17 protein-coding genes are annotated in these 26,728 nt (G+C 44.8%); 7 read left to right on the forward strand and 10 right to left on the reverse strand.

What is annotated here, in order from left to right:
- Nucleotides 1–364 precede the first annotated feature (364 nt).
- A complete protein-coding gene (locus GV030_RS03540; RefSeq protein ID WP_159579865.1) occupies nucleotides 365–1,054 on the forward strand; it encodes a LamG domain-containing protein in 690 nt (229 codons plus the stop codon).
- Nucleotides 1,055–1,066: 12 nt separating this feature from the next.
- On the opposite strand, the gene GV030_RS03545 is transcribed toward GV030_RS03540, so the two are convergent.
- The 5 genes from GV030_RS03545 to GV030_RS03565 form a co-directional block, all read right to left on the reverse strand.
- Nucleotides 1,067–1,681, reverse strand: coding sequence for a fibronectin type III domain-containing protein (locus GV030_RS03545; protein ID WP_159579867.1), 615 nt, complete (start codon nucleotides 1,679–1,681; stop codon nucleotides 1,067–1,069).
- Nucleotides 1,666–2,253, reverse strand: coding sequence for a hypothetical protein (locus GV030_RS03550; RefSeq protein WP_159579869.1), 588 nt, complete (start codon nucleotides 2,251–2,253; stop codon nucleotides 1,666–1,668). The genes GV030_RS03545 and GV030_RS03550 overlap by 16 nt, the downstream gene beginning before the upstream one ends.
- Before the next feature lie 29 nt (nucleotides 2,254–2,282).
- On the reverse strand, nucleotides 2,283–3,407 hold the full coding sequence (locus tag GV030_RS03555; RefSeq protein WP_159579871.1) for an alkaline phosphatase: 1,125 nt from the start codon (nucleotides 3,405–3,407) through the stop codon (nucleotides 2,283–2,285).
- A 326-nt stretch (nucleotides 3,408–3,733) separates the two neighbouring features.
- The gene (locus GV030_RS03560) at nucleotides 3,734–8,671 is read right to left on the reverse strand and encodes a M43 family zinc metalloprotease (protein WP_159579873.1); all 4,938 of its coding nucleotides are present in this window, start codon (nucleotides 8,669–8,671) and stop codon (nucleotides 3,734–3,736) included.
- Nucleotides 8,672–8,954: 283 nt separating this feature from the next.
- Entirely contained in the window at nucleotides 8,955–11,720 is a 2,766-nt protein-coding gene (locus GV030_RS03565; protein ID WP_159579875.1) for a phosphoenolpyruvate carboxylase, read from the reverse strand.
- 158 nt (nucleotides 11,721–11,878) lie between these two features.
- Between GV030_RS03565 and GV030_RS03570 the strand changes: the two genes are divergently transcribed.
- Nucleotides 11,879–12,703, forward strand: a complete 825-nt coding sequence (locus GV030_RS03570; protein WP_159579877.1) for a prohibitin family protein — start codon at nucleotides 11,879–11,881, stop codon at nucleotides 12,701–12,703.
- Nucleotides 12,704–12,794: 91 nt separating this feature from the next.
- Entirely contained in the window at nucleotides 12,795–14,084 is a 1,290-nt protein-coding gene (locus tag GV030_RS03575; protein WP_159579879.1) for a citrate synthase, read from the forward strand.
- A 63-nt stretch (nucleotides 14,085–14,147) separates the two neighbouring features.
- Here the strand turns inward: GV030_RS03575 and GV030_RS03580 are convergent, their stop codons facing one another.
- Nucleotides 14,148–14,669 (reverse strand): hypothetical protein, encoded by a 522-nt coding sequence (locus GV030_RS03580; RefSeq protein WP_159579881.1) that lies wholly within the window; start codon nucleotides 14,667–14,669, stop codon nucleotides 14,148–14,150.
- A gap of 70 nt (nucleotides 14,670–14,739) precedes the next feature.
- On the opposite strand from GV030_RS03580, the gene smc reads away from it, so the two are divergent.
- The gene (gene smc / locus GV030_RS03585; RefSeq protein WP_159579883.1) at nucleotides 14,740–18,264 is read left to right on the forward strand and encodes a chromosome segregation protein SMC; all 3,525 of its coding nucleotides are present in this window, start codon (nucleotides 14,740–14,742) and stop codon (nucleotides 18,262–18,264) included.
- A gap of 33 nt (nucleotides 18,265–18,297) precedes the next feature.
- Nucleotides 18,298–18,864, forward strand: a complete 567-nt coding sequence (locus tag GV030_RS03590) for a type ISP restriction/modification enzyme (RefSeq protein WP_159579885.1) — start codon at nucleotides 18,298–18,300, stop codon at nucleotides 18,862–18,864.
- A gap of 259 nt (nucleotides 18,865–19,123) precedes the next feature.
- Here the strand turns inward: GV030_RS03590 and GV030_RS03600 are convergent, their stop codons facing one another.
- Nucleotides 19,124–20,365: a DEAD/DEAH box helicase gene (locus GV030_RS03600; protein WP_159579889.1), complete on the reverse strand. Its 1,242-nt coding sequence runs from the start codon at nucleotides 20,363–20,365 to the stop codon at nucleotides 19,124–19,126.
- A 276-nt stretch (nucleotides 20,366–20,641) separates the two neighbouring features.
- Here GV030_RS03600 and floA point away from each other — a divergent pair, with 276 nt between their 5' ends.
- Nucleotides 20,642–21,538 carry a flotillin-like protein FloA gene (floA, locus tag GV030_RS03605; RefSeq protein WP_159579891.1) on the forward strand — a complete coding sequence of 299 codons (897 nt, stop codon included), beginning with the start codon at nucleotides 20,642–20,644 and terminating at the stop codon, nucleotides 21,536–21,538.
- Nucleotides 21,539–22,044: 506 nt separating this feature from the next.
- On the opposite strand, the gene GV030_RS03610 is transcribed toward floA, so the two are convergent.
- Nucleotides 22,045–22,239, reverse strand: coding sequence for a cold-shock protein (locus tag GV030_RS03610; protein ID WP_159579893.1), 195 nt, complete (start codon nucleotides 22,237–22,239; stop codon nucleotides 22,045–22,047).
- Nucleotides 22,240–22,613: 374 nt separating this feature from the next.
- Between GV030_RS03610 and GV030_RS03615 the strand changes: the two genes are divergently transcribed.
- Nucleotides 22,614–24,215: an ABC-F family ATP-binding cassette domain-containing protein gene (locus tag GV030_RS03615; RefSeq protein WP_159579895.1), complete on the forward strand. Its 1,602-nt coding sequence runs from the start codon at nucleotides 22,614–22,616 to the stop codon at nucleotides 24,213–24,215.
- An 83-nt stretch (nucleotides 24,216–24,298) separates the two neighbouring features.
- Here GV030_RS03615 and GV030_RS03620 read toward each other — a convergent pair whose 3' ends face one another.
- Both GV030_RS03620 and GV030_RS03625 read right to left on the reverse strand, forming a co-directional pair.
- Nucleotides 24,299–24,541, reverse strand: a complete 243-nt coding sequence (locus GV030_RS03620; protein ID WP_159579897.1) for a cold-shock protein — start codon at nucleotides 24,539–24,541, stop codon at nucleotides 24,299–24,301.
- Nucleotides 24,542–24,890: 349 nt separating this feature from the next.
- Entirely contained in the window at nucleotides 24,891–26,609 is a 1,719-nt protein-coding gene (locus GV030_RS03625) for a DEAD/DEAH box helicase (protein WP_221413280.1), read from the reverse strand.
- Nucleotides 26,610–26,728: the final 119 nt, after the last annotated feature.

Here is a 26,728-nt window from a genome sequence, read left to right on the forward strand (position 1 = left end):
GGTGTTTTTCATCTGTTCTTCTTTTTTAGAGTGCGAGTATGACCTGACTGTGGGGCATTTATGCCAGACAACAGAGGTTGTCAGTGTAGATCGATCGAATTCCACAGTGCGTACATAAGAGGAGATCTTCAGTTTTTTCTACTCAAAATATTTTGATAATTTTTCATTTCACTGCTTGTGATGTCTTATCTAAAAGGTGAGGTTCTCAATAGATTATTTGTGAAAAAGCGACTCAGACGGACTTTTACCAAGCCAATCCGGAATAGATTTTTTTGATGATTAGTGAGTATAGACTGTCCCTTTCGTCCTCTTTTTAAAGTCCACCCTTTAGGTTTTAAAATGTGTACTTCTCAATGAAATGTGTATGAATATTAACACCACCTTTTTAGTGACAGTCGCCTTACTGGGCCTCCATTTTGGTCAGCCGTTGCCCGATGTATACTGTCGGACGACAAGACATTGTGCGAATTCTGTTATTTCTTGGGAGTTGGCAGATATGATACGAACCAAACCTAATGACCTGAGAATTGTGGGTTTGCCGGGCATAGTGGAGACACCTTTTGGTCAGTCGGTATATTTTGATGGAGTAGATGACGCCCTTTTTCTGGAAGACATGCCACTGGATTCGATGGAATCATTTACCATCGAGATGATATTTTATCCGGATACTGCCGGCCCCTTTGAGCAGCGCGTCGTGCACATAGGTGAAGTGTTTGAGGACCGTATGCTCCTGGAAATCAGGGCTGTGGATGATCAATGGTATTTTGATGGGTTTGTCTCGTCTGCCGGAAACAACAAAGCCCTGATTGATGAAAATCTCACTCACCCCCTGGGTCAATGGTACCATGTGGCTTTTGTTGTCTCTGACAGTTCGCTTGACACTTATGTGAATGGCTCTCACGAACTACATGAACCATTTACATTCAAAGGCATCCAAACCGGGAAGTGTGCTATCGGTGTGCGACTAAATGAAGTGTCGTGGTTTAAAGGGATCATTCACGAAATCAGAATTACCCCCGGTCAGCTAGATCCATCAGCATTCATCAAGCTATGATGTAGCCGATCACTAATCAGCAAGAGTCAACTTTTCGCTCAGTCTTGAAGTCCTTGTGCCTACTTCAAACTGATAGTTGGTGGCCTTATCGAGGTTGGTAATGGTGATTTGATGGTTGGTTTTCTCTGTCAAATCCTCCTTGCGGTATTGTAACGAGCCATTCAACTTCCCATATCGGACGACACTCGAGGTTGGTTGATTTGTTTGCCATGAAATAGTTACCGAAGAGCTATCTAGAACAGTCAAGGATGGATCTGCTGACAAACTATCTGACATCATGTTTCGATCGAAATAGAAAGGGTGGTTCCTGTCCCACGATACCACTACCTGAAGGACACTTTGCGTTAACTTATCCTCATCAATAACCACTCTCAGAAAATTATCAAGCTGCAGCTCACCAAAGTAAGTGGTATCATAATTCCATACATGCTTATTGCCCTGAATGTATAAGATGGGTTCGCTAAAGGTCTGAATGAGGTCTCTAAACGGAAGGTAGAAAAGCGAATCTCCTATGACTTTCTTTTCTCGCTTTATCCCCGGGGCGGCATGGGCAAATATGACATATGCATTAACCATACCTTTATATTGGGTCATGCGCTCTTGCACCCAAATCAGATTGTCTGACATTCGGTGCTGTCATGAATACGCCCATCCACCTGATTGATGGTGAGAAACAAAACCGAATTTCTCAAAAAAGCTATATTCTCTGGTCTGCCAGGTTGACTATTGGCGTCAAAATCATTGATGAATCGCTCATTCAAGTCTGTAAACGTGCTTTCCCAATGTTCCAATCCTATTGTTGGATCAGTGCCATGATCACAGTCGTTCCATTCATTATCACCTATGAGCAAATAAGGCTTTTTAGAAGAAGATTCAAGAACCTTTAAGGTGTTGGTATAGTAGCTTAGTTCACATGGTGTTGATCCCTTCTTGATGTCTCCGACATGAATTAAAAAGTCGGCGTAGCTTCGCTTATTGTTGTCATCTATATGGGATTGGAATCGCTCCAACAATGCTGTACTTCCGAGCGTATCATATGGAGCATCTCCAACGATCGCAAACTGAATCAGGTCTTTGCCTGGCACGTCGATATTATCGAAGATCAGATCGTCCTGTTTTAGGAAGGCAAGGTTTGTAATCAACACGAATATAAACACCACAAACAGTGTCTTGTATAGGTAGATCAATACTGTTTTCATATCGGCATATTAATGCATCACTGACGTAATCACTTCCCAGGGCTCCATTGTGTGGCTTTCAGGATCTTATGAAAAATCTCTGTGTTTTCATAAATACCCGCAAATGACTCAGCACCAGGACCATAAGCAAATACCGGGATCAATGTAGCTGAATGTCCTTTGGTGGAAAACGTCGGATTGATTTCGGTATAGTCTTTATAGGTGCTGCCGTCCTCATTTTCTCTTTCTGTGGATGCCAAGGTAAACCCTCCGGTTTCATGATCGGCTGTTACAATGACCAACGTGTTGCCATCCTTTTCTGCAAAATCCAGGCACTTACCGATGGCATCATCAAAGTCAATGAGCTCTGAAATGAGATAGTCAGCATTGTTTTGATGACCTGCAAAATCAATTTGTGAGCCTTCCACCATCATGAAAAAATTTCCACCATCCTTTGTAAGGAACTGAAGACCCAATTCAGCGGCTTTCGGTAAAAAATCACCGCGACCTTTGGCCACTGGCTCCATGTGATCCGCTGCCAGTAAATAGGCCACTCTGGATTGTGTTTTGATATCTGTGAATGCACCCAGAGCTGTGGTATCTACCCTGAACCCATTGGCCTCTAAATCTACTAACAAGTTTCTTCCGTCTGATCTTTGGTTGAAAAACTGCCTGCCACCTCCAGCAAAAAAGTCCACGTCAGAATCAATCATATAGGCCGCAATGTCTTCATATTGCTTCCTGTGTTTCACATGTGCATAGAAACTCGCGGGGGTGGCATGCTGAATAGCCGATGTTGAGATGAGCCCTGTTTTTATGCCCTGTTGGGATACAATTTCAACCAGCGTTGCTACTTCTGTTGTATCATCGGATACCCCAATCGCGCGATTGTAGGTTTTGACGCCAGATGCAAAAGCCGTAGCCCCGGCGGCAGAGTCGGTGATGTCTTCTCTGGATGAAGACGTTCTTATAAGCCCTATGAAAGGAAAGCGGGCATAATTCGGCTGGGTGCTTTTATAGTAAAAAGCGGATGATATTTGGGATAGTCCGGTCCCGTCTCCTATCAGGAGGATAACATTTTTTGCAACTGGAGTTCCCTCCTGCTCAGTCTCCTGTGATTTGCAGGAGAATAAAGATGAGAAGAGAAGTAAGTAGATAATTCTGCTAGCTGCCATGAATTGTGATTTTGATTTACAAAAAAACTCCAACTTTTAGATGAAGCACTTGTACTTCAAGCTTTTATTGAATGAAGTAATATGTGGAAATTTTGAAAATTGTTTCGAAAAAAATACCCCCGATAGCAATACTACCGGGTGGTAATCTTTAGGATCTTCATCAATTATAACAAGGGCGGTTGAGTAAATTTCTACTCAAAAATTTTTGATTTTTTAATTTGAACTAATCCGAAAACTGCCTTCATAAGGCTTGAAAAACACACTCACCAGTATAAAAAAAGACCGGCATTACCGGTCTTTTTATAAGAAATTAATCTATGTAGGTGCTATTTCACCATTACCCTAAAATCAACGGGTCCATTGGTGGTTTGCAACTTTAAGAAATAGATACCCTGCCTTAGGCCAAGTAGGGAAATTTCCGTTTCCCTGGCATTATTTACCTGGACTATTCTCCCCGTCAAATCAACAAAATAGCTCTCATAGACCTGGACCTGACTTGCCAGTCTCAAGTACAACCTATCTGTGGCCGGATTTGGGAACACCACAACCCCCACATGTTGCTGTTCAACAGCCAGCACCATATCGACGGTGAGCGTGGCTTCGGCGGGTTGGGCTATGCGATCAGATACACTCACAGTTAGCGTTCTTTCTCCTCCAACTGCAGGTAATTTGGTGACATCAGCGATCCTGAGCTCTCCGGTATTGGACAGTGAAAAAGCACCATCCTCATTGCCATCGGTGATCTGATAAACCAATTCATCATCATCAGGGTCTTCCGCCGATAGCGCACCTATGAGATGCCCTGTCGTGAATTTCGATAGGGAAAAGTGATGGTCAGCAAGCGTAGGAGCCTCATTGTCAGCCGCCACACTTAGCATCCAGTTGAAGTCAGTTTGAAAAGGTTCGCTTCCCCACTTGATCAAAAGCTTCTGCCCTGCTTCCAGGTCTTCTATGATCACTTCAGCCATGCTGTGCACCGCTACATTCTCTGGGTCATCATTAGCTGCTATCAAATTTCCATCACATGCGTCATACACTTCAATGTATGAGTTGGCGTATGATACATTATTCAGACCGATTGAAGTCAGGGTGACATCCCCGGCTTTTGGTAAGGTATATTCGTACCATTTTGGAGCACCTCTAAACTCATACAATCCGGGAAGTACCTCGATGGCAGTATCACAATGGTCGCCACTTTCCATCTCCACAATCTCCAGACCCCAGTCAAAGCCTGGGCGGGTTCCATCGATTAACTCACCAAAAAAGATCAGCACCTCATCTCCAGCCATGAGTCCTTTCACCTCCACCCGGTCTTCACTGATGGCATAGCTGCTCAACGTGCTGCACTCAGGAGTCACACCTATGGTACGGTAGCGGGCTGTGGAAAGGTCCAGTCTGGAGATCACCAGCTTCTTGTTGTCCTCTGGCATCGTATATGAAAACCAGTAAAAATTGCTCACATAGTCTGGTACGGTATTCACGCCTTCATGGGCCTGATCAGGAGACTCGCAGAAAATACCCAGCTCCGGATCACCCACGAATAACTTCCAGTCAAAGGAATACTGGGCAGAGTTCATGCTGTTCGCCCACCTGATGTAGACGGTTTGACCAGCCTCTAGTTCCGGCAGGTAGGCAAAGCTCTGAGGATCACCACCATAATCATAACTGTAAGCAATCAGTTCACCATCACATACGTCATAGATTTCCACATAAGTATCATTTGAGGTGTAGCCAACTGAACTCACTGAAAATGAGTTAGTTTCAGGCATGGTGAAAGTAAACCATGCAGGCATTGGCCTCATCCCATTGTTGACCCCCTCTACGGCCAGCAGTGGATCTTCACACGAATCGCCTGGTCTCGGCTGATCTGTAACAATTTCCCAATTAAATGCCTCATAAGAGTACGCTCCGTCCCATTTGATCAGAAGTGTCTGACCCACTTCCAGGTTTTCAAGCGTTACACTGCTTTGAAAATATTCGATCCAGTCATCTAGCACCAAGATGTTGTCATTGCTAGCCAGTAAGTTTCCATCACAACCATCGTACACTGAGAGCAGAGTATTCGAGTAAGTAAACGGCATGGATGAAATGGTGTAGTTTCCCGCGGTCTCCACGTTATAGGTAAACCAGTGCGTAGCATACTCCGCATGATTCAGTCCATAGTTTGCCACCAGTGGGTCTTCACATCGATCACCCTGCCGAACCGGGATTTCCTCCAGTTTCCACTTAATTCCCGGAAAAGGATAGTTAATTGACCAATAAATGGATACCTCCTGTCCTTTGGATAGTCCGGACACAAATGCTTCCCCCACTCCGCTATAAAGAAGGTCGGCGTTGGTACAACCATCCAGGATAGCAACAAAAGGGCTGCCATCGATATAATCACCCTGATAGGATACTTTCAAACTTCCATCTTCTGCCATTTGATAGTCATACCAAACAGGAGCGCTCTCCGAAATATTGTCCCCTTTCACGGCGCTGATTGGGCTTTCACAATGATCACCCGCCTGGATATTCTCTACAGTTAACTCCCAGGTGAAGTTTTCATTGAAGTAGTCAAGACTCCAGATAAACACGAGCTCTGTTCCGGCAGGAAGATTAACAGCACGTCCCTTTCCCTGCCCGCTATCCACCCAGCTAAATAGCTGACAATCATTATTGACAAAAATGGCCATTTCCACCGGCTCACTACTGAAGGCAGTAATGGTTTTTCCATTAGCAGGAACGGTATATTTATTCCAATATAAATGCCCAAAATAGTAATGATCCCGATCCACTGTCACCTGATTAGTTCCGGTATGAGCTTGAACAGCGGTGCCGCAGTTGTCTCCCGGAAGGGGGTCTATTTCCTCGATGGTCCAGTCAAATCCTTCGTAGGACCATTTCTCTGACCATAAAATATAAAAGGTTTCTCCCGCCGGCACCATATACAAAACAAGCTGTGCCTGGTCATAGAAATCATAATGGGTATCATGCCCTTCATCATTGTCCATAAAAATCTGACCATGGCATTCCCGCTTGATCATCAGATGGGTGTTCACATCCGTAAGCCCTATAGAGCTGATAACAAGATTACTACGTTTGGTGGTGGTGAAGCTAAACCACTGTGGTGCTCCATCAGTATGATTCAATCCTGCCTGTACCTCCCTGGCGACTGAACACACCTCACCATTTTCGAAGGGTGAAGCTATCAGCACCCACTCATAACCAGCTACTGCTGAGGCACTTTCCCAGACTATTTTAACAGTTTCACCTTCTTCTAAAGCTGTAGTAAGCTCCACCCCGTCACCGGCTGTACTCCCCAGTAGAAAGCCACCGCATTCATTGAACACCTTTAAGTCAACTGATTCGGTTGAGGTCTCTGCACTGTGCAATGTAAGATTCCCGGTAGCAGGCATTGTGAAGGTGTACCAATATTCAAATGGCGCTTCATATGGAATGGTATTTTGCCCCTCCATGGCGTTGACCGCATCACTGCACGCCTCACCACTCCTGATGGAGGTGGTGTGAAGTGTCCAGTCTACATTGCCACCCTGAGGCTCAAACGATATAAAAAGGCTCTGATCGGCACTTACATCAAACATGGTCAGCGTGCCCTTTCCCCCCTTAATATATTTGAGCTGATTGCAGTCATTTCCGTACACATTAAAGGTCATATCGCCAGCTGAAATGGTGATTTTTTGATGGTCAGCATCCGGACTAAACCGATACCAGTAGGTTCCCAAAGAGGTGGTCGGAAGCGTATTATTGCCCTCCAGCGCCATGGCAGCCACCCCACAAGCAGCTCCTTCTTCGGGAGTACTAGTAGTCAATTGCCAGGTGAACGGGTCAAATTGTCTGTTCTCCCAAAGGATTTTGATGGTTTCTCCAGCCTGAAGTGCAATAGAAAGCTCCGACTGCTGCGTACCATAAGCATCATCACTTTCACTAATCGGCAGTGTATGACACTCCCTGAACAGCGAAAGCTTGGTATCTACGATGGCCCCCATTGAGGATATTGTAACCACCTCATGATCTGCAGCGGTATATTCATACCACGAAAGCGGCATTTCAGCCGTGTTGCTCCCTGCTACAGCGGGTGGTGCAAGCTGACAAACAATGAGCGCATTCCGCATAGGGCTCATCTCCATGACCGTTCGCATACGCATGCGCTGATCTTTAGTGAAAATATTCATACAGCCATCTGTACTGTAGTCCATGTAGTTTTCAATCATATCAGGGCCGCCTCCCGGGCAGCTGTCTCTGGTCTCGCACGATCGATTGGGACCGTCTGCGACAGGCGTGTCTTCACAGTAGTCATCCATATCACAACCTCCATCGCCCCAGATGTGGCGAAGGCCGAGCCAGTGGCCAACTTCATGGGTGGTCGTTCTCCCCAGATCAAAGGGGGCAGATACCTGACCTGTACGCCCAAAAAATTGGTAGCCGATTACAATACCATCAGTGAAATCAAAGCCATCCTCAGGAAGCCCGTCTAATCCGGATAGGTTAGGAAACTGAGCATATCCCAGTAAGCCTGAGCTACCAAAGTCGAGTACCCAAATATTAAAGAATCGATAAGGATCCCATTGGGTATTGGGTTTTAACTCTTCCTCGATCACTGTATAACTGTAAGAGGAACTATAACCAGAAATGCGATCAACACCCGGTTCTTCCAGAAGGTTGCCATAAGGATCAGTCAGAACGGGTACAAATTCTATATTGATGTCCGCTCCGTCAGGATGTTCGTTGTATCCGGCACCCAATCTCCTAAAATCTTCATTAAGGACATCAAACTGCGACATAATCTGCTCCCGACTGATATTGGACCCGGTACCTCGGGGTTCGCCGCTGTGGACCACATGAACGATGGTGGGAATTTGATAAATGGTCTCAGGATCAGCAGACATTCTTGACAAGGCGAGTTGCCTGGAAAGCCGTGCTTCAAAATCGTCAGTAGACAACCTACCTGCATACTTTTCCCTCAACTTCTGCTCGTTTTCTACAGTAAAGCAGGTTCTAATCTGTGGTGAGGTTCCATCTGATTGAAATAAGTTACTTTGTGCATTCTGGAAACTCGGAATCATCGGGCTGTTTTGTGGCCGCAAAAATGAATGACCCTGTTTGGTTTCTCCTTGCGCATCCAGGGGAGCTTGCGACCCTGATTGGTTTTGATCGATCGGAATGGGATATGCCCGGGGTTGATCAAAAGGATTTTGCCCATATATTAGGGTGTAGTGGCTGCATAAAATGGTGAGTAAAACAATCATGCATACTTGTTTCATATTGGATTAATTTATGGTTGTTAAACAAGCAAATACACGCTGTGAAATCATTCCGTTGGAACGCCGGTTTGATTTTTTGATAAATGGCAAAAAGTTGATTTGAAGGAGCGGTTAAAGGATTTTAGTGCTCTCCTGAAAAGTATGGATCTTTCCTTTTTATTGATTTACGATTACCTGATGTTTAGTTATTCAGAGACACTTATACAGTGACCTTCCGTAAACTCCTCAAAAAAAAAGCGCCACATTACTGCGGCGCTCTTTTGATTCTTTGTGGTATGTTTGATCAACCTGTGTTTCTCATGGCGGATGCTATACCATTGATGGTAAGCATCAGCTGAGTCTGAGTGATCTCAGCAGCCGGATCGTTAGCAGCCTTTTCCTTTCTCCACTTGGCCAGCAACTTCACCTGGCGCTTGTGCAAATACATCATGAGCGAAGCTCGGAGCTGATTGGAATAATAATGATTCTTCCTTCTTTTCTCAATGTCCTTACCGAGCAAATCCATGAGCATCTCTCTGGTGAGCGCCAGTTCTCCCAGGAAAAGGTTAAGAAATTTATCTCTGAGTTTGGTGTCGCTGACCAGTGAGGCATATTCGGTCATCACTTCTTCGTCAGTCGCAGCCAAACTGGTATCCACATTGGTGAGTACATACCTGATAAACGGATCATAGACCAGGACCTTCTTGAACTCTTCATAAGACTTATTGTCCTTGTCTCTCAACTCACTCAGTGCAGTACCCAAACCATACCAGCTGGTCATATTGTAGCGCGACTGGCTCCATGAGAATACCCAGGGAATGGCCCGGAGGTCTTCCAACGAGTTGGCTCCCGTTCTCTTGGCTGGTCTTGACCCAATTTTACTTGTTTCAATTGCGTCAATTGGCGTAGCTTCTCTGAAATATGGGATAAACCCATCTTCCCGCATCAGGTTTTCATAATGCGTTTTACTGTCGTCAGCCAGCTTTTGGAGTACATGCGCCAGTGGATGTGGCTTACGCTCTGTAAATTGACTAAGTATAGCCGTAGCTGCCGTACTGGCCATCAACAACTCAATATTATACTCTGCATTGACCTTGTTGGCATACTTCTGCGCGATGGTTTCCCCCTGCTCTGTGAGCCTCAGATCTCCTCCGATACTTGAGTGCGGCAGCGAGTTGATAAAATAGTGTGTAGGGCCAGCACCACGACTGATAGAGCCTCCTTTACCGTGGAAAAATCTAATTTTCACATCAAAGTTTTTCCCTGTTTCATACAATCTGGATTGTGCCTTATAGAGGTTCCACTGGCTGGCCATGATGCCCCCATCTTTATTACTATCACTATAGCCCACCATCACCTGCTGCACAGGTTTATCAAGTTCTTCCTTCTGTTTGAAGTGATTCAGGCTGCGCTGGGTGAATGGATGTTGCAAAAACCCCCTCATGATGTCAGGTCCATTTTCCAGGTCCTCAATGGTTTCCAAAAGCGGCACCACCGGCAGCTCTGACACCAGGCCTTCCTTGGTTTGTCTGGTAAGACCAGCTTCTCTGGCCAGAAGATAAACCAACAGCAAATCAGAAACACTTCTGGTCATACTTACAATCAATGAGCCAATAGAGTCTGTTCCGTACTTGGAGATATGACTTTCCAATACCCGGTAGCAATTGACCACCGCCTCGGCATTGGGTCCCAGTTTGATTTTCTGGTGGGTAAAAGGTCTATTAGATTTCAATTCCTGATTGATGAATTCCATTCGTTCCTCTTCACTCCACTCAGGGTAATTGGTTTTTTCAAAACCTGCGGCTTCCAAAAGCTGCTGCATGGCTTTATCATGGAATGCACTATTTTGTCTTACATCCACTTTGGCCAGGTGAAACCCGAAGGTTTCTACACTTCTGATCGCCGTGTGTATATCATCATAAGCGATTGATTTAGAGCCATATTCTACCATCGCCTTTTGAAGCAACTTCAAATCGTTCAAAAGTTCCTTGGATTCCACATAACATCCGGGATACTCCATGATCTCGGTGGCATGTCCACGTCGGGTGTCTACAGGTAGTTTGGTGATCAGTACATTCACAAATTGTCGGAATGCTTCACCTCTGTTTCTCGAGAACGCCTCATCCCCTCTTGGTCCAAGCTCAGACTGAATCTGAAGCATTCGCTTCTTTAAGTCAGCATTTACCTCATCCATTTCAGCAGTGAAGCTGAGGTGTCTTACCAGGTCGGTAAGCTTTCTCCTGATCACTACAATCGCATTGAGCCTGAGCGACTTGAGTGTCTCTTCTGTTACCTGCTCTGTGACCAAGGGGTGACCATCCCGGTCTCCTCCTACCCAGTCTCCAAATGAAAGTTTTGGCCATGCATTGAGTTCATAGATGGTTTGGGCTTTAAACCCTTGATCTTCCCACGCCTGAATCATCCTCCGATCCATCACAGGGATTACCTCAGGGAACACATTGATGAGGTAGTGCATGATGTTTCGAAGCTCTGATTGTACATCCGGCTTCTCCAGGAAAATCTCCCCGGTTTTCCATAACCTGTAAAGTGTCTGCTTGATGTTATGTCGAATGTTGGCAATTTCCTTCTTGGTGTACATGGAGTTCTCCCTGTTCACCATCAGTAGATACAATTCCCGATGGTGCTCCAGCACCGTAGCTCTTTTGGCCTCTGTTGGGTGTGCCGTAAGTACAGGCTCTACCCTGATGTCCTTAAGACGTATGGCAATGTCTCTTTCGTCGATATTATGAGCTTTTAGCTTCTGCAGATTGTTGGCCCACAGACCATTCACGGAGGCCAAATCCTGGTCCTCGAGGCTTCTTCTATGCTGCACTGCGCCATTAATTTCCACCATGTTCACCAGCTGAAAAACAAGTGAGTATAGCTGTATGTGCTTCTCTGTGAGTTCCTGAGAAGCCAGCTCCGGGATGTCATTAATCCATGGGATTTGAGAAGCCATTGTTTCTTCTCCATTTTCTAACAAAATCTCTTTTAGGGCATTCAGTAGGTACTCTAAGTCCTCATATGGTTTACCCAAAGTCTCCTTCAATAGCTTCAGTGTAGCTCTCATTGTTATTTTATTTATGAAATGATGCAAATTACATGATATTTTGCAATGAAAATTAAAATAATTTGAAAAATCAATAATTTTACTTTAGATCTTGGTATTCACCAATAGATAAGCTTCCCCGTATTAACTTTACGTTTCATTTATACCAAAACCACAAAATGGATAATCGTAAATACCTACCCCTTATTATAATCACAGCAATCGTTCTTATTGTTTTACTGACCATCTCCAATAGCATAATATACAAAGTAAAATCTGGAGAAAGAGCAGTCATTTTCAACACATTGACAGGTGAACTTGACAAATCAAATGTTATCGGTCCAGGCTTTCACGGAAAGGTGCCCTGGAGTGATGCTTACATCTATGATGTGACTGAAAACCAAATAGAAGAAACCATGGATGTTCTGGATAAGAACGGTTTGAACATCAATGTTGACATCACCGTGAGATTTCACCCGGTATACGACAGCATAGGAGAGATTTATGAGACTTTTAGATTGGATTATATACGTAGACTGGTCATCCCTGAAGTACGCTCTACTGTAAGACAGGTGATGGGTAGATACACTGCCGAAGAAATTTACTCCACCAAAAGACCGGAGGTAGAGGGTTCTATAAAAACTGAGACAGATGCCATTCTGGGTGCGCCTGGCAATAACATCGAAATGAGGGCATTGCTCATCAGGTCTATCAAGCTTCCGGAGCAAATCAGATTAGCCATCGAAAATAAACTAACTCAGGAACAGGAAGCTCTCGCCTATCAGTTTAGGTTGGATAAAGAAAAAAGTGAAGCTGAGCGAAAGCGAATTGCTGCTGAAGGAGAGGCGGTTGCCAACAAGATTATCAATAGTAGTTTGACGGATGAACTATTGAAAATGAGAGGCATTGAGGCCACCATTGATATTTCTACATCTCCCAACTCAAAAGTTATCGTGATTGGTAGTGGAAAAGAAGGTCTTCCATTAATTTTAGGCGGGAATTAATTTTCGCCAAACAGAAAGTGCCTCCAGGGGTTAAATGAGGATAAATAATTATTTTAGAGTAAATTCTAGCAATTAATAAACACGCAAGCAGATGTCGAATACAGCCGAAATCAAAGTAGATGGTAAAAGTTATGAGCTGCCTCTTATTGAAGGAACCGAGAAGGAAAAAGCAATTGATATTAGTCAACTAAGAGGACAGTCAGGTGTCATTACCATTGACCCGGGTTTCAAAAACACCGGATCCACGAAAAGTGCTATTACTTTCCTGGATGGTGAGAAAGGAATCCTGAGGTATCGTGGATACCCCATCGAGCAGCTGGCGGAGAAATCTACTTTCCTTGAGGTAGCGTATTTATTGATCTATGGCAACCTGCCTGAAGCTTCTCAGTTTGAGGCCTTTAAATCTCAAATCACCAACCATACACTGGTGCATGAGGACATTAAGAAACTATTGGATGGCTTCCCTTCTACGGCTCACCCGATGGGAGTGCTCTCCTCTCTGGTAACTTCTCTGACTGCTTTTTATCCTCAAAGCCTTGATCCGAACAGATCAGGTGATGATGTGAACTTGAGCATCATCAGAATCATCGCCAAGATGCCGACTTTCGCTGCATGGTCTTACAAAAATCAAATGGGTCATCCGGTGGTTTATCCGGATAACAGACTTGACTATTGTGCCAACTTCATGAAGATGATGTTTGGCTTACCTACTGAAGAATACAGCGTAGATCCTGTGGTGGTAAAAGCTTTGGATAAATTACTGATTCTACATGCGGATCATGAGCAAAACTGCTCTGCTTCTACTGTTCGTATTGTGGGAAGCTCTCAGGCCAGCCTTTATGCTTCGCTTTCAGCGGGTATCAATGCACTCTGGGGTCCACTTCATGGTGGTGCTAACACTGCAGTAATTGAAATGCTGGAAGCCATCAAGGCAGATGGCGGAGATACTAAGAAATGGATGGCTAAGGCCAAAGATAAAGACGATCCTTTCCGTCTGATGGGATTTGGTCACAGGGTATATAAAAACTTTGATCCTCGTGCCAAAATCATCAAGAAGGCGGCTGATGATGTGTTGGAGAAATTGGGTGTTAATGATCCGGTATTGGATATCGCCAAAGGTCTGGAAAGAGAAGCCCTGGAAGATCAGTACTTCGTGGATAGAAAGCTGTACCCTAACGTTGACTTCTACTCTGGTATCATCTACAGAGCGCTGGGAATACCAGCAGAGATGTTCACCGTGATGTTCGCCCTGGGACGTCTCCCTGGTTGGATTGCACAGTGGAAGGAAATGCGGGAAAACAAAGAACCTATCGGAAGACCAAGACAAGTATATGTCGGGGAAAACGAAAGAGATTATATGCCGGTAACCAAACGGTCATAAAGGCAAAAGCCCTTCAGGAATATCCTGAAGGGCTTTTTTATTTGGGGATTTTAACTTTCTCTTTTAATATTTCCGATTGAGTATCTCACTCAGAATGACCGCTTTCTTAGCTGAATCAGCATCCTGCAGCATGGATTTAATGTCAGCACCCAAAGATTGTTGGTCACCCTCATCCTGCTGACGTTGCATTTTAGATTTAAAATGCTCATCACGTTTAAACTCCAGATCAGAACCTTCTGCCAATCGGATGGATTCCTCATAGACGCGCCTACTCTCCTCATCGGCAAATCGGCGTGTGCGGCCTTCTTCAAACTCCTTTGGTTTTTGCTGAGCCACCCACTCCCGCTCCTTGACCAACTGCCGAGCCTCTACAGGCTGAGGTGCTTCAGGTTCCGGCTCTTGTTTGCCCTCTGTAAACTCCTTCAGGAGATCCTCAAAAGAAACAGGCCTGGTGCGTCGTTCAGGGTGTTCCGATTCCTCTTCAGCACTTTGAGTGGGTTCGGGGGCGTTCTTCTTTTTCATCATTCGGGTGATGAAATATATCGCAGCAAATGCCAGATAAAGCCAGAATTGAATATCATCCATATACGTCGTAAAATATAAAATTAATTCTAAATTTGTTAGCTTCATTCGAGCTTAACATCACAAGCACTTCATGCAATTAACACGTTTAGAAATAAAGGGATTCAAGAGTTTTGCTGATAAAGTTACCATTAATTTTGATGAGGGCATTACAGGCATCGTAGGACCCAATGGATGTGGCAAGTCGAATGTGGTGGATTCGATCAGATGGGTGCTTGGCGAGCAGAAAACACGTGTCCTTCGGTCTGACAAAATGGAGAATGTGATCTTCAACGGCACCAAAGCGAGGAAAGCTACCCAGCTGGCAGAAGTTTCGCTCACCTTCAATAACACCAAAAACCTGATCCCCACCGAGTACTCCAACGTCACGATCACAAGACGCTACTTCCGCTCGGGAGAAAGTGAATACCTGCTCAACAACGTGCCTTGCCGGTTAAAGGACATTACCAACCTCTTTCTGGACACAGGGATCGCCTCTAACACCTATGCCATCATTGAGCTAAAAATGGTAGACGACCTCCTGAATGATAAAGACAATTCCAGAAGGAGTCTTTTTGAAGAGGCGGCTGGCATTTCCAAGTTTAAGATCAGGAAAAAGGAAACCATGCGTAAGCTTCAGGACACTGATGCCGACCTGGATCGTGTAGAAGATTTGCTTTTCGAAATCGATAAGAACCTCAAATCACTGGAAAAGCAGGCTCGCCAGGCTAAGAAGTACTATGAAATAAAAGAGGAATATAAGCAGTACAGCATCGCCCTTGCGAAGAAATCTATCGGAGATCAGAATGCGGTATTTGAAAGTATAGAAAAGCGAATCACTCAAGAGTCCGACCGGAAGAACTCACTGAACACCCAGCTACTGGAGAAAGAGGCCAACTTAGAGAAAACCAAGGCCGAATTGATTGGGAAAGAAAAGCTTCTGTCCTCCAGGCAGAAGACGCTCAATGAACACGTGGGTAAAATCAGAAATTATGAGAGTGAGAAGAAAATCAAGAATGAGCGGCAGCGGTATCTTCAGGATAAGATAGAAAAACTACAAGAGCAGCTCTCGCAGGATAAGCTAAGCAATGAACGGGCAGCGTTCTCCCTCAAAAGTTTGGATAAAGAAAGTGATCAGGCGCGTCAGATCCTTTCTGACATAGGCAATAAACTAGAGCAGCTCCAGGCCGACTATGATGCACAAAAAGCCAAAACTCAGGAAGCTCAGGAAATCCTGAATGAGTACAATCAACAATACAACACCAAGCGCGAGCAGGTTTATCAGGTAGGAAAAGACCTGGAAATCAAGGAAGTGCAGATAAAGTCACTACAAAGTGAACTCAACCGGTCCCGGGAAGATTCTTCCATCCAAAGTGAAAGTTTGAAGGACTTTGATCAGAAGTTGGCTGAAATCCAGAAAGAGAAAGTAGCTAAAACGGAGGAGTTTCAGGCTTTGAAAGCCAAGGAAACAGCCCTGAAAGACAAGATAGAATCCAATCAGCAGCGGATCGATCTGATACGTGAGGAACTCACACAGGTCAACCGGAAGCTGGACTCGAGACAAAACGAATATAATCTTACCAAGTCCCTGGTAGATAGCCTGGAGGGATTTCCGGAAGCCATCAAGTTTCTCAAAAAGAGCAACCAATGGAAAAACGCACCTCTCCTTTCGGATGTCATTGCCTGTCCTGAAGAATACAGGATCAGTATCGAAAATTTCCTGGAGCCATATATGAACTACTATGTGGTGGAGACCCGGGAAGATGCACTCAAAGCTGTCAACCTGCTGAGCGACTCATCCAGAGGAAGGGCTCATTTTTTCGTGTTGGATCAGCTGGAGAAATACCACGCCAACTCGGCACACATTTTTGCCAATACCCGCCCTGCAACGGAGGTGGTGGAGTATGATGAGAAGTACCGCAAATTAATCGCTCATCTGCTGGACAATGTATACATCTATGAAAATGAAGCTCCATCAACAGAAGATGATGATGTCGTTTTTGTAGACAAGAGTGGAAAGATCACCAAAAGGAAGTTTTCCATGTCCGGAGGCTCCGTCGGACTCTTCGAAGGAAAGCGAATTGGAAGGGCTAAAAATCTGGAGAAATTAGCCGCAGAAATCAAAATCCTGACTAAGAAACAGGAACAGGCCAAATCTAACCTCAATGAAAATCTCAATGAGCTGGAGCAACTAAAAAAATCGACTCAGACAAGCCTATTGGAGGAACTTCAGGTGGAAATCAACCGAATCAATGAAACCTTTGTGTCTATCCAGACCAAGCAAGAGCAGTACAGCAATTTGCTGAACTCCAATGAGACCAAGCGGGAAGATATAGAAGAGCGCATAGAGACCCTTGGCAGTGAAATAGACGCCCTCAGGCCGGAGTTTGACCAGTCCGCGGGCATTCTCTCGGAGCTGGAAATGCAGGTGGTCAATAAGCGTGAGGAGCTCAACGAATTGAATGAACTGCTGGCTCAGAAGTCTTCTGCTTACAATGAGGAGAATGTTCTCTATCACCGCCAGCAAAATAAGGTGAATAGTATCACTCAGGAGATTAGTCACAAAGATGAAACCTTCGTCAGTAGTTCGGCCAGAATAGAGCAAAACACTGAGGAGCTACAAAAAGCTACCCAGGATCTGAATGAACTGGTGAAAAAATCCGAAGAGAGCGATGACGACCTGGTGGCCATGTACGAAGAAAAGGAGTCCATTGAGATGGGAGTCAATGAAGCTGAAAAAGACTACTATGCTGTGCGCAATGCCATAGATGAGGCTGAGAAAAATGTACGTGAAATTCAGCGCATGCGCGAATCTGCGGATCAGGTACTGATGGAGTGGCAGAATAAGCTCAATGAAACCAAGATCCAGCTGAACTCAATCAAAGATCGCCTCTCGGTGGAATTCAACCTGGACATGAAGCAGGTGGAACTCTTTGATAATGAGGAGCTGCTCAATCAGCCACTGGAAGATCTCAGAGACCGGGTGGATAAAATGAAGAACCGTTTGGAAAACATGGGGCCCATCAACCCGATGGCCATGGAGGCCTATGAAGAGATCAAAACCCGTCATGACTTTATTTCCGAACAAAAAGAAGACCTGATCAAAGCCAAAGAATCACTGCTCACCACCATTGGTGAAATTGATGAGGTGGCCCGGGTCACCTTTCTGGATGCTTTCAATAAGATCAGAGACAATTTCATCAAGGTCTTCCGTACCCTTTTCACGGAAGAGGATGATTGCGAACTTAAACTGACAGATCCGGATAATCCTCTGGAATCTTCCATTGAGATCATGGCCAAGCCGAAAGGCAAACGTCCTCTCACCATCAATCAGCTCTCAGGAGGTGAGAAAACACTTACAGCCACCTCACTCCTTTTTGCCATTTATCTGCTGAAGCCTGCACCCTTCTGTATTTTCGATGAGGTGGATGCGCCATTGGATGATGCCAACATTGATAAATTCAACCAAATTATTCGCGAGTTCTCAAAAGATTCGCAGTTCATTATTGTCACCCACAACAAGCGAACCATGGCCAGCACCGATGTGATCTACGGAATCACCATGATAGAGCAAGGTGTATCCAGAGTAGTGCCAGTGGATTTGAGGGAGTTGGCATAAAGCGCTTTATAGCCAACAGGTTATCTTTGATGCATGAAAGCATCTTGGGGATACTCTTCTGAAATCGATTGGCTTGATCCGGGTGATCCGATGAGAGCCACCATTCGTCAACAGCTGGGAGGACTTCTGCACGGTCACGTGCCCCATGAGAACCTACATGCTCAGCGTGATAGTGCATTGGGTAATTTGGTTGCCCGTCAACTTGACCTTATTTACACGCCCGAGCCCTCAAGTCACGAGGTTTGCTTTGCTGAAAGTGCAGAAGTCCGTCCCGAATTCAGGTCGACATTTCACAGTAATCATTTGATAGAATACTGCTATGCGATGGTGTTTAGCAGTGTTTTCAGAAAGAGGTTCAAGGATTTCCCCAATGAGGGTTTTTTGATCCCTGCACCCCCCGATGCCTCTTTCTTTTGGAGGATGATTCGAATAGGTAATGAATTGAGGCTTTTACATCTTCAGGAAAATATAGACACATCTCTGGAGCATCAAGGTTCGGTGATGGGCTCCAAAGAGCTCTCTATTGATGTTGAGTTACTTGATGCTATGGAAAGGACAAAAACTTTGAGAAGGGAAATAGATGTGATCTGTGAGGGATAAGAAGGATTTTGGTGGAAATATTCTGTCATTCACTTCAACCAAATATCAAAAATGTCGTTATTGCATTCGCCCGGAAAATGACGGGACCTTGAACTTTAAAAACACGACCATGTCCAAATCTCAAGACGCCAAGAAGAGCGTAAAAAAGGAACCGGCCAAAACTCCAAAAGAGAAGAAAGCTGAGAAGCGAGAAAAGAAAGCCAAAAAAGGCTAATTCAGCATTTATAAATGAGCCGCTCCATTTCATGGAGCGGTTTTTTTATCGTTTGTTTTTCTTCTTTTTCTTCCGGTTCTGCTCAAATGCCTCAGCTTCTCTGATGAGGGATTGCACATCGTAAGCGTTTTCCTTCGAAAAATCCATCGTGTTTTGATACTCCCCTTTGGTAATCTCAATCCGTTGGATCGGTTTGCCAAGGTTCTCTTCGATTTCCTTCAGCAAGGCTTTCTCCTCTGCACTACAAAAGGAAATGGCTTGTCCCTTTTGGGTACCACGTCCGGTTCGCCCTACTCTGTGTACGTAGTTTTCAGATGACTCAGGGAGATCATAGTTTACCACAAACTCCACATTAGGAATATCAATACCCCTGGCAGAGATATCCGTGGCGAGCAGCACCTTTAGTTCTCCACTTCGAAACTTTTTCATGGTCTGATCCCGCTCCTTTTGCTCTTTATCACTGTGAATGGTGTCCGACTCCAACCCCACTCGTTCCAGGGCTTTCTTTACGCGCTCTGCACGCACTTTGGTTCGCACAAAAACCAGCATTTTACTCTCAGGATGGTTATTGATAAACCCCTCCAGAAAGAAGCGCTTGTCGTCCATTTCAATAAAACCTACAGCATGCTCAATGTTCTTCGCTACAGGGTCTTTAGGGGAGACTTGTATGCGTATGGCATTGGTTACCAATGAATAGGCCAATTTCTTGATCTCAGGATTGATAGTCGCCGAGAAAAACAACGTCTGTCGTTTCTTTGGCAGATGCTTCATGAGGTCTCGTATGTCTTTGATAAAGCCCAGATCAAGCATATGATCGGCTTCATCCAGGATCAATGTGTCCACATCTTTGAGCACCAACGCTCCCTGACTCACCAGGTCGAACATCCTGCCCGGAGTGGCCACGACCACATCTACCCCTTTGCCCAGTTTGGCTATTTGGGGCTCCTGCTCTACTCCTCCATGGACACAAAGTGTTTTTACCTTCGTGAATTTGCCTAAAGTATCAAAGGCACTCGTGATCTGAAGTGCAAGCTCATGAGTAGGTGCCATGACGAGACAACTCACCCGCTCAGAACGTTTGCTGGACTTGCGCTCGTCAATCATGCTGATGACCGGTATGGCAAATGCAGCGGTCTTACCAGTTCCCGTCTGGGCGATGGCCAGTACGTCCTCTCCTTTCAGCACCGCGGGAATGGTCCTGAACTGAATATCAGTGGGTTTTTTATAACCGAGCTCCTTTATACTTCTTTTGAGTGCATCCCCGATGCGGTAGTCTTCAAACTTCATATCAATGTGAAAGCTGCAAAGATAGGGTGTTTTATAGTTCAGGGCTGTATTTTCATACTATACAAGGGAGATGGTTTGCGCTTTGTGCAAATTCATTGCTAAAGTGAATTTGGGACTTGCGTGATGTGTTTTGCGTAATCAAAAACTAAAGTCATCATCACTCAGATTCTATACTTGCTGAAGGTCACCTGAGAATGATATAATATTTACCAGCGTAACCCACAAACTAAGCTGGCTAAAGCCTACATTCGTACCAAACCACTACGCACCTTACTTATGCCAGTTACTACCCTCATTATCATTGGTGCCGTATTGGCAGGATTTTGGTTCTTTACTTTCATCTTCCCCATCAGTCTTTGGATAAGTGCTATTTTCTCAGGAGTTCAGGTCAATCTCCTGGATCTGGTATTTATGCGCTTCCGAAAAGTACCCCCGGCACTGATTGTGAAATCACTGATCCTGGCCACCAAGGCAGGTATTAAGGATGTGGATACAGCCAAACTTGAAACGCACTTTCTGGCCCATGGCAATCTCATGAAAGTAATTAAAGCGCTAATTGTCGCTGATAAAGCCAATCTCAATATGAACTTCCAGCAAGCCACGGCCATTGATTTGGCAGGCAGAGATGTGCTGGAGGCTGTGCAGGTATCGGTAACACCTTATATTATCGTAGTACCAGCTATCACGGGAGTTTCTGTGGATGGTATCCAGTTGATTGCGGAGGCCCGGGTGACCGTGCGCACCAATCTTCAGCAATTGGTGGGTGGTGCTGGTGAAGAAACCATACAGGCTAGAGTGGGCCAGGGAATCATCTCTCGTATTGGTGAAGCCACCAACTACATGGAAGTATTGGAGAAGCCGGAGGAAATCTCCAAAAGAGTGCTGGCCAATGGACTGGATGCTGGCACCGCATTCGAGATACTTTCCATTGACATTGCAGATATTAACATTGGGAGAAATATCGGAGCCATCCTCCAGATAGATCAGGCACAGGCAGATTTGGTCATTGCCAATGCCAAGGCCGAAGAGAGAAGAGCTATGGCTGTGGCACTCGAGCATGAGATGCTCGCCAAAATACAAGAAGCCCGTGCCCTGGTAATAGAAGCTGAGTCTGAAATACCTTCAGCTCTGTCAGAAGCTTACCGAAAGGGGAATTTCTATCAATCTAATTGATCAAAGGGACTAGCATTATCGATCAAGCAATATTAGTTTGGGGTAACTCTATATAGTTATATTCTGTCAAGCCGATTCATGGACTGTGAATTTAGAAAAGTAGGAACGTTCAGGCGGCGGGGCATCCAAGCCTTGCCGGGCCGGGACAAGTGTGAATCATTTTGACTCCAATGAAATTTCTAATAAAGGCTCAAATACGATGAGTCAAAATGATTTTTTGTGTGCGACCGGCTAGGTTGGTGCCATTTTGCGGGATCACCAATTGTTTTCTTTGCCTACGCGGCCCGGGGCAAGCAAAGAAAATGAAGGTAAGTGGTCAATCAACTAGATTGAGGGATGTAAGGTATCAGGTAACTACGTCACCATCCATCTTTAATGCAATCTCCCCACAGGAATTCCGCTTGATCCATATTTCCCCGTGATCCCAAAACCCGGGCTAAAAAATAAGGCACAAAAAAAGCCATTGATTACTCAATGGCTTTCATTTTTATGTATTGGGAGGAGAATTAGTCAACCAACTCTACGTTGACTGCATTCATTCCTTTTCTTCCTTTTTCTACATCAAATTTTACTTTGTCATTCTCACGGATATCATCCACAAGGCCACTCTCGTGTACAAAGATGTCTTCACTTGAGTCATTTGGTTTAATAAAACCAAAACCTTTGGAGTTATTAAAGAATTTTACTGTTCCTTCTTGCATTGTACTAGATTATTATTAATTGTATTGTTTCTTTTTTGAATGCTCAATTATTCGAAAATGAGCGATAAGGAAGGTGTAAGGATCAAATATTGAATCGTGTGGGATTGAATACGTAAAGTTTTACTCCTGCTTTACGATGCAAAGATATAGTTTAATTTATTAGAAGCCACCCTTTATTTCAAAACATTCTGAAGTGCAAGGAATCCAACTCACTGCCGCAGTATGGTGAAAAGGGCCCATTTCCCGCCCAAACGGCAAAAATGAAGCCTCTCGCCTCTCCTAGAGTCTGCCTAAATTAATTTCAGGAATACCGCTAATTTTAGTTTTTGGCTACTAGAATCTTTACTTTTGCACCTCGAAAACCAAGGGAGCATATGATTTCTACTCAAAATATATCACTTCAGTACGGCAAAAGGGTCCTTTTTGATGAAGTAAATGTAAAATTCACCGGAGGCAACTGCTATGGCATCATTGGTGCCAATGGTGCTGGTAAATCTACTTTTCTTAAGATTCTTTCGGGGGAGATTTCGCCTAATTCTGGTTCTGTCCACATAGAGCCAGAGAAGCGCATGGCAGTACTCAAGCAGAATCACTTTGAGTATGATGAGTTTCAGGTGTTGGACACAGTCATGATGGGTCACGATAAGCTATGGGCCAACATGAAAGAGAAAGAGGCACTATATGCCAAGCCGGATTTCTCAGAAGCGGATGGCAACAGGGTCTCTGATCTGGAAGCCGCTTTTGCGGAAATGGATGGATGGAATGCTGAGTCAGACGCTGCAGCGCTATTGAGTGGGCTGGGCATTGTGGAGGCAGATCACTACCGCATCATGGGCGAACTGAGCAATCAGCAAAAAGTACGGGTACTTCTTGCTCAGGCGCTGTTTGGCAATCCTGATATCTTGATCCTGGATGAGCCTACTAACGATCTGGATCTGAAAACCATCGAATGGTTGGAGAACTACCTGCTCGACTTTAAAAATACCGTGATTGTAGTTTCTCACGACAGACACTTTCTGGATACCGTATGTACACACATCGCAGATGTGGACTTTGGTGCCATCAAAATTTACACCGGAAACTACACTTTCTGGTACGAGTCCAGCCAGCTAGCCCTGACACAGCGCTCATCAGCCAACAAGAAAGCTGAGGAAAAGAAGAAAGAACTACAGGAGTTTATTGCACGATTCAGTGCCAACGCCTCCAAATCCAAGCAGGCTACCTCCAGAAAGAAGCTACTGGAAAAGATCAACGTGGATGACATTCAGCCATCGAACAGGAAGTACCCTGCCATCATCTTCAATCAAAGCCGGGAGGCCGGAGATCAGATTTTGGAAATCAAAGGACTGACCAAGAGCATCGACGGAAACACCCTCTTCAAGGATTTCGATTTGTTTGTCAACAAAGGGGAGAAAATTGCTTTTGTAGGCGACAATACCCTGGCGCTCACTACCCTCTTTAAGATTTTGATGGGCGAAGCAAAAGCAGACTCTGGTACTTTTAAGTTTGGTCAGACGGTAACAACTGCCTACCTACCCAACGAAAACGCGGAGTTTTTCAAAAGTGATGAAAATCTGATCGATTGGCTGAGAGAATTCTCTCCAGGAGAAAAGGATGAAGTTTACATCCGGGGCTTCCTGGGTAAAATGCTCTTCTCTGGACAAGAAACCCTGAAAAAATGCAATGTGCTCTCAGGAGGTGAAAAAGTGCGCTGTATGCTCAGCCGAATGATGCTACAGGAAGCCAATGTGATGGTACTGGACGATCCGACCAACCACCTGGACCTGGAGTCCATTACAGCCCTCAATAATTCATTGAAGGACTTTCCGGGCACGCTCCTCTTCACCTCTCATGACCATACCTTCACACAGACCATTGCGGACCGAATCATTGAGATCTCTCCAAATGGTTTCATAGATAAGCTCGGTACTTATGATGAGTATTTGGAAAGCAAGCGAGCTGCTGAGCTGATTTGATTTAGAGCTCTGAAGGAGTTTAGATAAAAAAAAGCCATTCTAACAATGTTAGAATGGCCTTTTTTGTGAGTGGACGTAACCAATTAGTTCTCCTCCTTTTTCTCATCTTTCTTATCGTCTTTCTTTTTGTCTTTGGCTTTCGGTGGCTCTGGTGGCTCGTCACTGAAGTTGCCAAACTCATCTACATAGACAATCATATCATCCAAAGTTCCCCCCTTGTCATTGTTTTCCTGACGCTCCTTTTTCTTCTCTTGCTTTTCCTTCTTCTTCTGGAGCTTCTTCTTCTCCTTCTGTTTTTTGATAAAGCTATTTTGTGATCTTGCCATAATTGTAGAAATATTAAATGTAAAACATGCTGCCCTATCCCTTCCCGGATGTGCCGGGTAAGTCCAGCATTCAGGCTTATTAAAATAAAGGGCTCATGGGTACTTTAGAAGAAAGGTATTAAGTTGTTGCTAATCAACTTTTTATGAGCCCAACTGAATGAAAGCGATGATACCACAACATAAAATGTTGCCGCTTTCATACTGCAAAGATAAACTTTTTCCGATGGTTTCGTGAGTCGTTCTACCCACAGAGTTTTCACCTCAGGGTCAACTGATTGATTTACTCAGGGTTAGGGCATAAAAAAGCGTTCCCGACTTCTTGCCGGGAACGCCTTTTCGCCATAGACTTTTATCTTCTTCTGCTTGATCTTCTTCCGAAATCCTTCTTTGGTCTGGCAGAACGGCGTCCGCCACCTCCACCACCCGATCCGTAACTCTTCTTGGGCCCGGATGGTCGTTTGGACCTCAGGCCACCATCATCATCCCTATTGACACGAATGCTTCGACCTTCAATCTCCACACCTTCAAACTTCAGATTCATTCCCTTATCATGTCCACTGTCCACGTCGAAGTAGGCACAGTTTTTCTGCAACGACAACTCACCGAAGTACTTCCTATCCACCCCGGATACATCAGACAAAAAGTGAATAATATCTGCATTGGTCATACCATCGATACTCCCAATATTCACAAAATAACGGTGGAACTTGCTCTTATCACGCTGGTCAGGAGGTCCGCCTGCGGATTCATTGAGGTTGTTGCTATCACCACTCTGGCTCATAATGTGATCCAGCTGGGTGGTAATCAAACGCTTCAGGAGATCTTCTTTACTCAGGTCTGCAAAGCGACCTTGCATGTCCTGCAGGATGGCTTCTGCCTGATCATCTACTTTGGTGTTGATAATGAAATTGGCCCAGTTGTGAATTCTATTGGACTTAAGTGCTTCAAGTGTGGGCACTTCGATTCGCTCAAATTTAACTTTGATCTTCCTTTCAAGCTCTTCTATTCTCCTGCCCTCTCTTGGATTGATAAAAGCTAAGGAAATACCCTTCTTCCCAGCTCTACCGGTACGCCCACTTCGGTGCGTATAGCTTTCCAGCTGGTCCGGCAGGGTGTGATGAAGCACATGAGTCAGGTCATTGACATCAATCCCTCTGGCCGCTACATCCGTAGCGATGAGTAGCTGCATCGAGCGGGTTTTGAATCGCTTCATCACCGCATCTCGCTGCGCCTGAGACAAATCGCCATGAAGCGCTTCCACACCATATCCTATGGCACTCAGGTCATCGGCAATTTCCTGTGTTTCTCGCTTGGTTCTGCAAAACATGATTCCCCTCATTTCAGGCTGCATGTCCAGAAAACGTCGCAATGCAGGTATTTTATTACCTGTTTTGGTGGTCACATACTGATGAGTGATGTCCTTGTTACTTTTCTCTTCACTATTCACTGAAACTTCCAGTGGACTATCCATGTATTTCTTAACAATACGTCGGATCTCGGCAGGCATGGTAGCTGAAAACAGCCAGGTGACCCTTTCGTCAAGTGTATGAGATAAAATAGTGTCTATATCTTCCTTGAAGCCCATATTGAGCATCTCGTCAGCTTCGTCCAGCACCACATACCTGACACTGTCAAGGTTGACGGCTTTACGTTTAATCAAATCGATCAGGCGGCCAGGTGTGGCTACGACGATCTGAGTTGGTTTTCTGAGTGCTTTTATCTGATTCATGATAGCAGCTCCTCCATACACCACCTCTATGTTGATGGCTTTGTTATTTCTGGAAAAATCCATGAGTTGCTTACCAGTTTGCTGGCCCAGCTCTCTGGTAGGCGCCATGATCAATGCTTGTGTGGCTTTATTGTTTTCATCGATCAGGTCGATCAATGGTAAACCGAAAGCTGCAGTTTTACCCGTACCTGTCTGTGCCAATCCGATAAAATCGGTTGGGTTTTGGGTAAGGAGCATCGGAATGGCTTTTTCCTGGATAGGTGTTGGGTTCTCAAACCCAAGTTGATCAAGGACTTCAATAATTGATGCTGAAAGTCCTAGTTTGCTGAAATTATTCAAAAATATTGTGTTAAATGAGGCACAAAGGTAGCCAGAACCAGCGTATAAGTTGGGTTATTCAATTATTTAGTTTAAATCGCCAAGGAGTTGAGCGCTTTTTCACCGGTTCTGTCATAATA

Origin of the sequence: Marinoscillum sp. 108 (assembly GCF_902506655.1) — a bacterium.
Lineage (GTDB): Bacteria > Bacteroidota > Bacteroidia > Cytophagales > Cyclobacteriaceae > Marinoscillum > Marinoscillum luteum.